General features: G+C 69.6%; 11 protein-coding genes. 8 read left to right on the top strand and 3 right to left on the bottom strand.

Features of this window, described 5'->3' with window-relative positions; genetic code table 11:
* The first annotated feature begins 98 nt into the window (after window positions 1–98).
* From AB0N89_RS05205 to AB0N89_RS05185, 5 genes are all read left to right on the top strand, one after another.
* On the top strand, window positions 99–1,508 hold the full coding sequence (locus AB0N89_RS05205) for an APC family permease (RefSeq protein WP_364200377.1): 1,410 nt from the start codon (window positions 99–101) through the stop codon (window positions 1,506–1,508).
* On the top strand, window positions 1,505–2,404 hold the full coding sequence (locus AB0N89_RS05200) for an ROK family protein (protein WP_364200375.1): 900 nt from the start codon (window positions 1,505–1,507) through the stop codon (window positions 2,402–2,404). Before AB0N89_RS05205 ends, AB0N89_RS05200 begins: the two co-directional genes overlap by 4 nt.
* A 101-nt stretch (window positions 2,405–2,505) precedes the next feature.
* Window positions 2,506–3,078 carry an NAD(P)H-dependent oxidoreductase gene (locus AB0N89_RS05195; RefSeq protein ID WP_364200373.1) on the top strand — a complete coding sequence of 191 codons (573 nt, stop codon included), beginning with the start codon at window positions 2,506–2,508 and terminating at the stop codon, window positions 3,076–3,078.
* A gap of 23 nt (window positions 3,079–3,101) precedes the next feature.
* Complete coding sequence (locus AB0N89_RS05190) at window positions 3,102–4,082, top strand: ATP-binding cassette domain-containing protein (protein ID WP_364200371.1); 981 nt, start codon at window positions 3,102–3,104, stop codon at window positions 4,080–4,082.
* Window positions 4,079–4,930, top strand: a complete 852-nt coding sequence (locus AB0N89_RS05185) for an ABC transporter permease (protein WP_364200369.1) — start codon at window positions 4,079–4,081, stop codon at window positions 4,928–4,930. Before AB0N89_RS05190 ends, AB0N89_RS05185 begins: the two co-directional genes overlap by 4 nt.
* A 27-nt stretch (window positions 4,931–4,957) precedes the next feature.
* On the opposite strand, the gene AB0N89_RS05180 is transcribed toward AB0N89_RS05185, so the two are convergent.
* A complete protein-coding gene (locus AB0N89_RS05180) occupies window positions 4,958–8,083 on the bottom strand; it encodes an AAA family ATPase (RefSeq protein ID WP_364200368.1) in 3,126 nt (1,041 codons plus the stop codon).
* Window positions 8,084–8,339: 256 nt separating this feature from the next.
* Between AB0N89_RS05180 and AB0N89_RS05175 the strand changes: the two genes are divergently transcribed.
* Window positions 8,340–9,614: a cytochrome P450 gene (locus tag AB0N89_RS05175; protein ID WP_364200366.1), complete on the top strand. Its 1,275-nt coding sequence runs from the start codon at window positions 8,340–8,342 to the stop codon at window positions 9,612–9,614.
* Window positions 9,615–9,617: 3 nt separating this feature from the next.
* Here AB0N89_RS05175 and AB0N89_RS05170 read toward each other — a convergent pair whose 3' ends face one another.
* Window positions 9,618–10,244, bottom strand: a complete 627-nt coding sequence (locus AB0N89_RS05170) for an alpha-ketoglutarate-dependent dioxygenase AlkB (RefSeq protein ID WP_364200364.1) — start codon at window positions 10,242–10,244, stop codon at window positions 9,618–9,620.
* A 98-nt stretch (window positions 10,245–10,342) separates the two neighbouring features.
* On the opposite strand from AB0N89_RS05170, the gene AB0N89_RS05165 reads away from it, so the two are divergent.
* Window positions 10,343–11,122 carry an alpha/beta fold hydrolase gene (locus AB0N89_RS05165; RefSeq protein WP_364200362.1) on the top strand — a complete coding sequence of 260 codons (780 nt, stop codon included), beginning with the start codon at window positions 10,343–10,345 and terminating at the stop codon, window positions 11,120–11,122.
* Here AB0N89_RS05165 and AB0N89_RS05160 read toward each other — a convergent pair.
* A complete protein-coding gene (locus AB0N89_RS05160) occupies window positions 11,094–11,669 on the bottom strand; it encodes a hypothetical protein (protein WP_364200360.1) in 576 nt (191 codons plus the stop codon). The two genes, AB0N89_RS05165 and AB0N89_RS05160, sit on opposite strands and share 29 nt — an antisense overlap.
* 138 nt (window positions 11,670–11,807) lie before the next feature.
* Between AB0N89_RS05160 and AB0N89_RS05155 the strand changes: the two genes are divergently transcribed.
* Window positions 11,808–12,413, top strand: a complete 606-nt coding sequence (locus AB0N89_RS05155) for a hypothetical protein (RefSeq protein ID WP_364200358.1) — start codon at window positions 11,808–11,810, stop codon at window positions 12,411–12,413.
* Window positions 12,414–12,416 lie beyond the last annotated feature (3 nt).

The raw sequence follows: 12,416 nt of genomic DNA, 5'->3' as shown, positions 1-12,416 counted from the left end.
ATTCCGGGTGGACGGGAGCGCGACAACTTTGCGGACCGGCCTTCCGACACGCCCGAAATTATGTTAAGAAACTTTACTAACTAACAGGGAGGCGCGTTTTGAGTTCATCCCCGCGGCCGGGGCTCGAGCGGAAGATCGGGCCGCTCCAGGCGACCGCCATCAACATGACCCAGATGTGCGGGATCGGCCCGTTCGTCACCATCCCGGCGATGGTGGCGACCCTCGGCGGTCCGCAGGCCATGTTCGGCTGGCTCATCGGCGCGATCATCGCGCTGGCCGACGGCCTGATCTGGGCCGAGCTCGGCGCCGCCCTCCCGGGCGCCGGCGGCACCTACGTCTACCTGCGCGAAGCGTTCGGCTTCCGGACCGGCAGGCTCATGCCGTTCCTGTTCGCCTGGAGCGCGGTGCTGTTCATCCCGCTGATCATGTCCACCGGCATCATCGGTCTCGTCCAGTACCTCGGGTACCTGATCCCCGGGGTCGCCGACGACGGCGGGACGACCGCGCTCGGCAAGGTCATCGGTCTCGGCGTCATCGCGCTGATCGTGCTGGCGCTGTTCCGCCGGATCGGCGAGATCGGGAAGCTGACCACCGTCCTGTTCGCGATCATGCTGTTCGCCGCGCTTTCGGTGATCGTCGCGGCCTTCACGCACTTCGACGGCGCGCAAGCGTTCGCCTTCACGCCGGGCGCGTTCTCGTTCGGCGGCGGCGCGTTCTGGGCCGGGCTCGGCGCGGGCCTGATCATCGCCATCTACGACTACCTCGGCTACAACACCAGCGCCTATCTCGGCGGCGAGGTGCGCGACCCGGGCCGGACGCTGCCGCGGTCGATCATCTTCTCGATCCTCGGCATCATGAGCCTGTACTTCCTGCTGCAGCTCGGCGTGCTCGGCTCGATCCCGCTGGAGGAACTGAAGAGCGCCACGTCGGTCGCCTCCACCGTGCTGGAACAGGCGTGGGGCACGGGCACGGCCAAGGTCATCACCGTGTTCATCGTGATCGCCGCGATCGGCTCGGTGTTCGCCGGTCTGCTCGGCGGCTCGCGGGTCCCGTTCGAGGCCGCGCGCGACAAGGTGTTCCTGCCGGTGTTCGCCAAACTGCACCCGAAGCTCAACCTGCCGACGGCCGGGGTGCTGACGATGGGGGCCATCGCCGCGGCCGGCTCGCTGTTCACGCTGACCGAGGTGATCAACGCGGCGGTGACGGTGCTCGTGCTGATCCAGTCGCTCGCGCAGGTCGCGGCGATCGTCGTGCTGCGGCGACGGCGCCCGGAACTGAACCGGCCGTACCGGCAGTGGCTCTATCCGATCCCGACGATCATCGCGCTGCTCGGCTGGGTCTACATCTACGTGTCGGCCACCTGGCTCTCGATCGGGCTTTCGGTGGGGTGGATAGCGCTCGGCGTGGCGGCGTTCCTCGCCTACGCGAAGGCGGAGCACGTGTGGCCGTTCGGGCCCAAGGGAATCCAGGAATCGTTCGCGGGGGCGACAGAGGGGAACGGGAAGTGACGGGGGAAGAACTGATCCTCGGGATCGACTTCGGCGGGACGAAGGTCGCGATCGGGCTGGCGGACAGAGCCGGGAGCCTGCTGGTCACCCGGCGGCTCGACACCGACGCGCAGGCGGGCGCCGAACAGGTGGTGAGCCGCGCGCTCGCCGCCGCGCGAAAACTGCTCGCCGACGAAGGCGCCGCCGACGATCTCGCCGCGATCGGCGTCGTCAGTCCCGGCATCGTGCTGGAGGACCGCATCCTGCTGGCCCCCAACGTGCCGGGCTGGGAGGAACTGCGGCTGCGCGAACTCGTCGCCGACGAGTTCGGCGGCGTGCCGATCGAGGTGGGCACCGACGCCAAGGCGGCGGCGCTCGCGGAATGGCGATGGGGGGCGCTGGCGGACACCGATCCGGCGGTGTTCCTCTCGCTCGGGACCGGGATCGCCGCGGCGGTCCTGGTCGGCGGCCGGCTGCTGGCCGGCGCGAATGGCGCTGCGGGAGAGATCGGGTACAACCTCCTCTCGCCGCAGGACACCGACGGGTTCGCCAGCGGAGCGGCGCCGCTGGAGGAAGCCGTCGGTGGGCGTGGGCTGGGCGGCCGGGCGAGTGTGCTGCTCGGCCGCCCGGTAACCGCGGGCGAGCTGTTCGGCCTCGCCAGGGAGAACGAGCAGGCCAAGGAGCTGGTCGGCGCGGCGCTCGACGAGCTGTCGATGCACGTCGCGAACCTCGCGATCGCGCTCGACCCGCAGCGCGTCGCCGTCGGCGGGGGACTGGTGCGCTCGGCCGACATCCTGCTGCCCGCGCTGCGTGAGCGGCTGGCCAGGGCCGTGCCGTTCCCGCCCGAACTGGTGTCGGCGAAGTTCGACCAGGACGCGTCCCTGCTGGGCGCGATCGCGATCGCGCTGGACGCGTAACGAGATCACCGACCGAAGCCGCCGGGCGTTCGCTAGATCCGATCTAGCGAACGCCCGGCGGCTTTCTCGCGCCCAGGGGGTGAGGCGAGAGGAGGTCGGTCATGAAGGACAGCCCGCTGCGGGTCGCGGTGATCATCGGCAGCACCCGCGAAGGTCGGCTGGGGGACGCCGTCGGCAAGTGGTTCACCGGCCGCGCGGAAGGCCGGGACGACCTCGTCGTCGAAGTCCTCGACCTGATCGGCTTCGACCTGCCGACCACGCTGCCCGAGCCGCCGGCACCCGACATGAAGCGGTTCGCGAGGCTGGTCGACGACGCGGAGGCGTTCGTCGTCGTCACCCCCGAGTACAACCGCAGTTTCCCGGCGTCGCTCAAGCAGGCCATCGACTGCGCTTACGACGAGTGGCGCGCGAAGCCGGTCGGATTCGTCTCCTACGGCTACCGGTCGCAAGGCCTCTACGCCGTCGAACAGCTGCGCTCGATCTTCACCGAGCTGCACACCGTGACCATGCGGGACACCGTCGCCTTCAACCTCCTCGACGGCACCTTCGCCCGTGACGGCACCCCCATCGACGCCGACGGCCAGGAACAAGCCGTGACCACCCTGCTCGACGAGCTCGTCTGGTGGGGCCTCGCCCTGCGCGACGCGCGTGCCGCGCGCCCCTACGTCTGCTGAAAGTTTCTGAAAGGAAAAGGAAAATGAGTGAACTGGCCATCGAAGCCTCGGGGCTGGTCAAGGTCTTCGGGGAGAACCGGGCGGTCGACGGGATCGACTTGAAGGTCCCCGCCGGCACCGTGTACGGCGTCCTCGGCCCGAACGGCGCCGGCAAGACCACCGCGGTGAAGATGCTCGCGACCCTGCTCCGCCCCAACGGCGGCGAAGCGCGCATCTTCGGCAAGGACGTCGTCCGCGACGCCGACGCGGTCCGGTCCATGGTGAGCCTGACCGGGCAGTACGCCTCCGTCGACGAGGACCTGACAGGGACCGAGAACCTGGTCCTGATCGGCAGGCTGACCGGGCACCGCAAACCGGCGGCTCGCGCGCGGGCCGAGGAACTGCTGGGGGCGTTCGGCCTGACCGAGGCCGCGGGGCGGCAGGTGAAGAACTACTCCGGGGGGATGCGGCGGCGGATCGACATCGCCGCGAGCATCCTCAACACCCCGGACGTGCTCTTCCTCGACGAGCCGACGACCGGGCTCGATCCCCGCAGCCGCAACCAGGTCTGGGACATCGTCCGCGCGATCGTGCAGCACGGCACCACCGTCCTGCTGACCACGCAGTACCTCGACGAGGCCGACCAGCTGGCGTCGCGGATCGCCGTCATCGACCACGGCAAGGTGATCGCCGAAGGCACCAAGGGACAGCTGAAGGCTTCGGTCGGCGCGGGTGCCATCCACGTCCGGCTGCGCGAGGCCGACCAGCGGCCGGAAGCGGAAGCGCTGCTCGTCCGCACCCTGGAAGCGCAGGTCCTGCTCGAACCGGATCCCGTCGCGCTGACCGCCCGCCTTTCGGGCGAGAGCACCGAACAGGGCGCCGCCGAGCACGCCGCGCGCGCCCTGGCCGAACTCGCCCGCGCGGGCATCGTCGTCGACACCTTCTCCCTCGGCCAGCCGAGCCTCGACGAGGTCTTCCTGGCTCTCACCGACCGCACCGCCACGCCTGAGGAGAGTGCAGCTTGAGCACCACGGCAGTCAAAGAAAACGAACCCGTTCTCGCGGCACCGAAGGCGGAGGATCTCGCCGCCGTCCTGATCGCGAAGAACCGCCCTCGGCGCCCCAGCGCGCTGTCTGCTTCGGTCACCTTCGGGTGGCGCGCGATGCTGAAGATCAAGCACGTGCCCGAGCAGCTGTTCGACGTCACGGCGTTCCCGATCATGATGACGCTGATGTTCACCTACCTGTTCGGCGGCGCGCTGTCCGGCTCGCCGACGCAGTACCTGCAGTTCGTGCTGCCGGGCATCATGGCGAGCAGCATCCTGATGATCACCATGTACACCGGAATTTCGGTCAACACCGACATCGAGAAGGGCGTCTTCGACCGGTTCCGCACGCTGCCGATCTGGCGGCCGTCGGCGATGGTCGGCTACCTGCTCGGCGACATGCTGCGCTACCTCATCGCGGCGCTGGTGATCCTCGGCGTCGGGCTGATCATGGGCTTCCGGCCCGGCGGGGGAGTCGGTGGCGTGGCCGCCGCGATCCTCCTGCTGCTGGCGTTCTCGTTCGCGTTCTCGTGGATCTGGACGATGTTCGGCCTGTTGCTGCGCAGTGAGAAGTCGGTGATGGGCGTCAGCATGATGGTGCTGTTCCCCTTGACCTTCCTCAGCAACATCTACGTCAACCCGGAAACGATGCCGGGCTGGCTGCAGGCGTTCGTCGACGTCAACCCGGTCACCCACGTGGTCGCGGCGGTCCGCTCGATGATGGACGGCGACTGGGACGGCGGCGAGATCACCTGGGTGCTGATCGCGGGCGGCGTCACCCTCGCGGTCTTCGGCACGCTGACCATGCGGCTCTACAACCGTAAATGAGCTGGGGGTGACAAGGTCCCTTGGCGGCTACAGCCGCCAAGGGACCTTGTCGTCCGGCGCGTAACGGCACGAAGACCCGGTGGTGACCGACGCGCGCAGATGCGCGGCCAGCGCCGGGTGTTGCTCGTCGAGTTTGCGCAGGGTGTCCCGGATCCGGGCGGTCACCGTCTTGCGGGCGCGTTCGGCCTCGTCGCCGAGCCGCCGGGTGCGGCCGCCGAGCCCGGCGGCGGACCTCAGTTCCGCGAGCAGCGCGTCCCGTTCGCGGTCCACCGCGGCGGCGCGGGAGTCCTGGCCCAGTTCCGTCGCGGTGTCGATCAGTTCGTCGAGTTCGTCCAGCCGCGCGCGGTACCGGGCTTTCGCCTCGTCGTCGAGGACGGCGTCCCCGCCGAGGCTCTTGGCGGCGACGACCACCTCGCCGCCTTCGGGATCGAGCAGCCGCACGGCGGTCACCTCCGAACCAGGCCTCCCGAGCAGGAAATGCAGATCCCGTAAGCCTTTCGAGTCCGGAAGGTGCGCGGTGACGCCGTCGTAGTGCAAGGTCCACACGGCATCGTCGCGCCGGAACTCGGCCGTGGGGGAGGGCGGCGCCTGCGCGCTGTTCCGGATTTCCGCGACCCGCGCCACGACGTGAGGCATGCCGATCGCGTTCGCTTCTCTGTCCACTTCGGACAGAAGTGTCGCCGCTTCGGCGGAGTCTTCTTCGAGATTCCTGCCCAGCAAGGCTTTCGCCAGCCAGGACTTCGCTTCTACCGCCCACGGCGTGGACTGCATCCGGTCCGCCGAGAGGGCCGCGACTCGCAGCTTCTCGACCGCGTCGTTCCAGCGCTGCTGGGCCAGATCGAGCCTGCCGAGCCACAGATCGACGGGACCGGAGACCTCGCAGCCGTAGAGCGAGACCACCCATTCACCGCTGTGCGGTGCGAGCAGCGCGCGGGCGGTTTCGCACCGGTCGGGATCGCCCGACAGCGCGGCCGCCTGTGCCTGACAGCGCAGCCACAGCGGCTCCAGTTCGCGGGGGAACGGCCTCGCCTCGGCCGCGAGATCGGCGAGCCGCACGGCCTCCGCGACGTCTTCCCGTTGCGCGGCGGTGATCGCCTCCAGCAGCCGGCCGTGACCGTAGCCGCTGCGCGCGATCTCCCGGTGCAGCCCGGCGAGATCATCGAAACGGCCTTGCAGGCACCAGCGCGCCCACTGCTGCAACTGGTGCAGATTGCCGAAGTGGGGATGCTCGTGGGCCTCGTCGCCGTGCACCGCCTGCCGGAGGAACGCCTCGGCCTCGGCGAACCGGCCCTGGAGGGTGGCGATGATGCTCTGGTCGATCGTCGACGCCAGATACGAACTCGGCACCTGGTTGTCGCTCGCCATCGCGATGAAGTCCCGGTACTGCTCCAGATAGCGCGGGTCGCCCTGCTCCAGCAGAGCGACCCAGCGGAACGACGACGCGAAATGCTCCAGCTCCGGGTTCGCCGTGCGGCGGCCGACCGCGATCAGTTCCTCGGTGAGCCGTTGCCGTTCCACCGCGGTGCCCGGTCCCCAGATCGCGTCGTGCCGGGCCCACAACCCGAACAGCAGCGCGGAATCGTCGTGGTCGTCGCGGGCGGTCATCATGATCCGCGCGGTGAGTTCCTGCGTCATCCGGTCGACGGAGATGTCGTCGCCGGGTTTCCCGCCGCAGAGCCGTTGGTGCGCCTCGATGAGCAGGGCGGTGGTCTCTTCGACCCGCAGTCCCTTGTGATCGGCCCGGATGAGGGTCAGCGCGAGCCGGGCGAGCAGATCGTCTTCGTCGAGTTCGTGGACGAGCGCGGCCGCGGCGACGAGGACCTCACGGCCCTCGTCGGAGTCCTGGTGGCGGGTGAGGTGCGCGCCGAGTTCGAGCGCGATGACCGCGCGGCGGCGGCGATCCTCGACGATCTCCATCGCGCGCCGGTAGTGGGTGGTCGTCTCGTCGATCGCCATCCGGCCGGTGGCGTCGATCGCGGCGGCCAGCAGGAGATCGGCGGCCCGGTCCGGATCCAGTTCCGGCCCGGCGAGGAGCGCGTGGCGGGCTAGGTCCGCGGCGAACAGCCTGTCCGGTGACGTCGGGGCTTCGCGGACCGTCGCGATGACGGCGGCGTGCTGCTTCCGCCTGTCCGCTTCTGACAGGCTCGCGTACAGCGTCTCGCGGACGAGGTCGTGGGCGAAGGCGAACCGGCCCCGCCCCCGCACCACGGCCAGCCGGGCGGCGACGGCCTGATCGAGCAGCCTGTCCACCTGGGGCACGGGCGCCGCCGCCACCCCCGCGAGCAGCCTGCGGTGGAACTCCCGGCCGAGGACGGACGCGGTGGTCAGCAGATCGAGGACGGGTTGGGGGAGCAGGGAAAGCCGCCGTTGCAGCGCGTCGGCCACCCCGGGCGCGATGGTCTCGGCGGAACCTCCGCTGTGCCAGAGCCGCGCGGTCTGCTCGACGAAGAACGGATTGCCGCCGGTGCGGCGGTGGACCTCGGTGACCAGCGCGCTGTCCGGTTCCGCGCCCGCGGTCCTGGCCATGAGCGTGCCGACCTCTTCCGGTTCGAGCCCGGTGAGAGTCAGCGAAGTGGCCTTCGCGAGTAAAGGCAGCATGAGCGAGCGAAGCGGGTGATCGGCCGTCTCGACCTCGACGTCCCGGTACGTGCCGATCAGCAGCAGCCGTTCGAACCAGGTGTGCCGTGCGGCGAACTCGAGCAGCCGCAGCGACGCGGCGTCGGCCCAGTGCAGATCGTCGAGCACCACCACGATCGGCTGGTCCTGGGAGGCGGCCACCAGCACGCTCGTCACCGCGTCGTACAGCCGGAACCCGTCCGCCGCGCCGTCGCCGCGGGTCTCGCCGAGCAGGACGTCCAGTTCACTGTCCGCCATCGCGGCCCAGCGGCCCTGCCCGACGGCGCGGCGCAGCCCGCGCACCACCTGCGTCCACGGCCAGTAGCCCGGCGCGCTCGACGAATCCCAGCAGGACCCGTTGAGCACCAGGGCGCCGAGACGCTTAGCCTCTTCGGCGGCGCCGGTGACCAGCGTGGTCTTGCCGATCCCGGCCTCGCCGGTGACCAGCACCAGCCCGCCGTGGCTTTCCGCGGCACGGGCGATCTCCGCGCGGAGCACACCCGCGGGATGGTCTCGTCCGATGAGCGAGGGTGACATGTCCGAATCCTCCCAGGAGGGTCCGACAATCTCACGGCGCCCGCCGGATGTCAGGCGTTGTCTCCTGTCCGTTGTGACCCACCGTGACCGACGTCTCCCGGCCATCGGGAACCCGCCGCGGTCCGAATCCGACTTTCTGGACGTGACGAATCGAGTGGGACGGCGGGTGAACAGCCGTCGAAATTCGTGCCCGGCCGGGCGAAGCAGGCCTGTTGTGCCAGGTCAGGTGGCCAGTGGCTGGAGTAGGGTGCGGGGTATGGGGAGCATTCGCTCGCGCGTGCTGGCGTGGATCGGCCGCCGCTACCTCGCGCGTCAGCAGAAAAACGGCTTCGACCTGGCCAAGATGTCGATCATCCCGGACAACGCGCTGATGCCGCTCAAACGCGACGGCCTCGACCCGGTGCCCGAGCTGGGCCGGATCCGCGCGGACGAGCCGATCAGCAAGCTGGACCTGCCGTTCGGGATGAACGCCTGGCTGGTCACCGGCTACGACGAGGCCAAGGCCGTGCTCGGCAAGGTGACCGAGTTCAGCAGCGACTTCACGAACCTGGTCGGGAACGCGGGCGTGACCGAGGACCAGAACCCCGGCGGGCTCGGTTTCGCCGATCCGCCGGTGCACACCAGGCTGCGGCGTCTGCTCACGCCGGAGTTCACCATGCGGCGGCTGTCCCGGCTGGCGCCGCGAATCGACGAGATCGTCGCCGACCAGCTCGACGCGATGGCGAAGGTGGACGGACCCGTCGACCTGTGGGAGGCCTTCGCCCTGCCGATCCCGTCGCTCACGATCTGCGAGCTGCTGGGCGTCCCGTACGAGGACCGCGACGACTTCCAGCGCCTGAGCACCGCGCGCTTCGACCTCTTCGGCGGCGCGGGAGCGTCACTCGGCGCGATGACGGAGTCACTGTCCTATCTGGACGACATCGTCAAGAAGCAGCGGGCGAACCCGGGCGACGGTCTCCTCGGCATGCTCATCAAGGAGCACGGCGACGAGATCGACGACCGCGAACTGGCGGGCCTCGCCGACGGCGTGCTCACCGGCGGGCTGGAGACCACGGCGAGCATGCTCGCCCTCGGCGCGCTCGTGCTGCTGAAGGACCGTGCGCTGTTCGACACCGTCCGCGGTGACGACGACGCCGTCCACAAGTTCGTCGAGGAACTGCTGCGCTACCTGACCGTCGTGCAGATGGCCTTCCCGCGTTTCGCCAAAGAGGACATGGAGATCGCCGGCGTCCGGATCTCGAAGGGCGACATCGTCCTGTGCTCGCTCAGCGTCGCGAACCGCGACGGCGTCCTGGGCGAGGACATGGAGAAGTTCGACGCGACCCGCGAGCCGACGTCGCACCTCGCCTTCGGCTGGGGCATCCACCGGTGCATCGGCGCGGAACTGGCCAGGATGGAACTGCGCACCGCGTATCCCGCGCTGGTCCGCAGGTTCCCGGAGATGCGGCTGGCGATCGAACCGGACGAGGTGGGCTTCCGGAGGGTCTCGATCGTCTACGGCGTCGACGCGCTTCCCGTGCTGCTGGACTGAGTCTCAGGCGACTCCTCTCGGCCGGAACTGGATGCTGATCCGTGGTCCGACGGGTTTGGCGGTCTTGGGGATGGCGTGTTCCCAGGTGCGCTGGCAGCTGCCGCCCATGACGATGAGGTCGCCGTGGCCGAGGGCGTGCCGGACGGTCTCGCCTCCGCCGCGCGGGCGCAGCGCCAGCTGCCGGGCGGCGCCGACCGAGACGATCGCGACCATGGTGTCCTCGGTGCGCGAGCGGCCGGTGTCGTCGCCGTGCCAGGCGACGCTGTCGCGCCCGTCCCGGTAGAAGCACAGACCGGAGGTCACGAACGGCTCGCCGAGCTCGTCCGCGTAATGCGCCGAGAGCGTCTCGCGCGCCTCGGTGAGGATCGGGTGGGGGAGCGGCATGCCCTCGCGGTAGTAGCTCAGCAGCCGGGGGACGGCGACGACGCGGTCGTACATCTGCCGTCGTTCGGCGTGCCAGGGCACGTCTTCGGCGAGCCGGGTGAACAGTTCGTCGGCGCCCGCGAGCCAGCCGGGCAGCACGTCGATCCAGGCACCCCGGGTCAGCTCTGTGCGCCGCAATCCGCCGAGCGAGCCGAGCCCGAGGGCGGCGCACTCGTCGAAGAGCGAGGCTTGAAGCGCGGGTGTCATGGCAACCGAACCTACCCCGGTTCCGATCATTTGTCGAACGGGTGTTCGAGTGAGATAAATGACCTGCGTCCGGCGGCGACACGGGGCACGATGTCCGCATGATCGACACAGTCAGATCCGCGGACGGGACGCCGATCGCGTTCGAACGACGCGGCGCCGGGCCGGTGGTGGTGATCGTCGCGGGTGCCGCCAACGACCGGCGCGGTGACGAGCCGCTGGTCGCGGAGCTGGCGGCCGAGTTCTCCGTGGTGACCTACGACCGCCGGGGTCGAGGCGACAGCGGGGACACCGCGCCGTACGCGGTCGAGCGCGAGATCGAAGACCTCGCCGCCGTCGTCGCCGCGGCGGACGAGCCGGTGATCGTGCACGGCATCTCCTCCGGCGGTGCGCTGGCACTGCTCGCCGCGGCGGCAGGAGTGCCGATGGCGCGGCTTTCGGTCTTCGAATCGCCGTATCGCGGAGAAACCGAAGAAGTCGCCGAGGGGTACGCCGACGAGATGCGCGAGCTGATCGCCTCGGATCGCTGGGACGACGCCGTCGCCCTGTTCATGATGTCCGCGGTCGGTTCCCCGGCGGAAGCCGTCGCCGAGGCCAAGGCCACGCCGGTGTGGGCCGAACTCCGGTCGTTCGCGCCCACGCTCGTCTACGACGCCTTCGTGATGGGCGACGCGAAGGTCCCGGACGAACTGGCGTCGATCGCGACGCCCGTCCTCGTGGTGAACAGCAACGGCAGTACGGACTGGCTGAAGGCCGCCGCTGCCGCCACCGCGAAGGTGGTTCCGGGAGCGAGGCAGGTCGAACTGGACGGCGAGTTCCACAGTGTCCCGCCGGAGCGGCTCGTCCCGGAACTCAGCGCGTTCTACCGGGATCCTCGGTGAGCCTGAGGTAGGCCGCGCCGCGCGGGGAGATCCGGTAGCCGACTTCGAGGCTGTGGGTCAGGCCGAGACCCTTGAGCTTGCGGATGTCGACCTTCAACGGCTCCTTCTCTCGGCCGAGGAGGTCGGCGAGTTCCTGCGCCCGGCGGCCGGGGTTGTCGGCGATGACCCGCAAGGTCTCGTGCGTCCACGGACGGCGTCTGTCCATCTTGGACAAACGTTTGCGGATGGCGTCGACGTCCTTTTCGGACAGTGCGGTCTCCGCGCTGAGTGCCCGCCGGGGATCGGGTCCGATATAGAGCAGGCGGATACGGTACACGGGGGCGTCCGCCGGGCCGCGCAAGATCCCGCGGACCGCGTTCGCGGACTCCGCCCCGGAACGGCGTGCGTCGGCGTCGGTGATGGTGGCGGGATCGACGATCTCGACCGAGTCGACCTCGATCACCCCGGCTTCCAGGCGCATGACGTCGCCCGGACGGACGTTCTGCTTCGGCCAGCGCCGGTAGACCAGGTCGATCGTCCCGGCCGCCAGTCCTTCGAGGACCGTCATGGAGAGGATCACCGTCATTACCCAATCAGCGGGACGTCGGGGCGTCAACGTCTTGTCCGATGACGGTTCGTGCTCGTACAGTCGCAGCCTGGTCCTGGTCTGGACCATCACCGCCGCCCTGAGTGCGCAGGAGGCAGGATGCGGAGACGACTTCGGACCGCCGGGGTGGTCGCGGCGGCCGCTCTCGGCCTGGTGGCGTCGGCGATGCCGGCGAACGCCCAGGTCGGAACCGGGCCGTGGACGGCGGAGAACCCCTCGTTCACCGTCCAGGAGCGAGGATGCGGCAAGGTCGACGGGCTGAATTTCGAGCTGACCTGCTCCACCGGGAGCGGTGACCAGCGGGCGGAACGGCGCTACGCGACCTACACCGGCGGGACCCGGCAGTTCGAGGGCTCGTTCCGGATCACCAGCATGGCGGGCACCCGGATCAGCCTGAAACAGACCTTCCGTGACGCACCGACCGCCGGGCCGTACTTCATGCTCGCGGTCGAACGCGGCGGCCGGCTCTACGCCGTCCACGGCGGGGAGACCCTGGGGAGCGGGGCGACCGTCGGGACTTCGGCGCGGGTCAACACCGTGCACCAGGTGGGGAGCACGCACAAGGTGTACATCAACGGTTCGCTGAAGCAGACGGTGAGCAGTAGCAGCGGCAGCTACTACGACAAGTTCGGCTCCTATCGGACGGCCAGTGGCGCCGGGCCGGTCAAGGTGACCTGGAGCGGGATCAAGTTCTGGCGCAAGTGAAGC

Source organism: Amycolatopsis sp. NPDC089917, assembly GCF_040684635.1.
Classification (GTDB): domain Bacteria; phylum Actinomycetota; class Actinomycetes; order Mycobacteriales; family Pseudonocardiaceae; genus Amycolatopsis.
The sequence above is the reverse complement of the archived record's forward strand: the minus strand, read 5'-3'. Positions and strand labels throughout refer to the sequence as shown.

Bases quoted from the DNA above. Each gene is read 5' to 3' on its own strand.
- AB0N89_RS05195 (WP_364200373.1), top strand. From the start codon at position 2,506: ATGAAGGACAGCCCGCTGCGGGTCGCGGTGATCATCGGCAGCACCCGC.
- AB0N89_RS05190 (WP_364200371.1), top strand. From the start codon at position 3,102: ATGAGTGAACTGGCCATCGAAGCCTCGGGGCTGGTCAAGGTCTTCGGG.
- AB0N89_RS05180 (WP_364200368.1), bottom strand. From the start codon at position 8,083: ATGTCACCCTCGCTCATCGGACGAGACCATCCCGCGGGTGTGCTCCGC.
- AB0N89_RS05175 (WP_364200366.1), top strand. From the start codon at position 8,340: ATGGGGAGCATTCGCTCGCGCGTGCTGGCGTGGATCGGCCGCCGCTAC.
- AB0N89_RS05170 (WP_364200364.1), bottom strand. From the start codon at position 10,244: ATGACACCCGCGCTTCAAGCCTCGCTCTTCGACGAGTGCGCCGCCCTC.
- AB0N89_RS05165 (WP_364200362.1), top strand. From the start codon at position 10,343: ATGATCGACACAGTCAGATCCGCGGACGGGACGCCGATCGCGTTCGAA.
- AB0N89_RS05160 (WP_364200360.1), bottom strand. From the start codon at position 11,669: ATGACGGTCCTCGAAGGACTGGCGGCCGGGACGATCGACCTGGTCTAC.
- AB0N89_RS05155 (WP_364200358.1), top strand. From the start codon at position 11,808: ATGCGGAGACGACTTCGGACCGCCGGGGTGGTCGCGGCGGCCGCTCTC.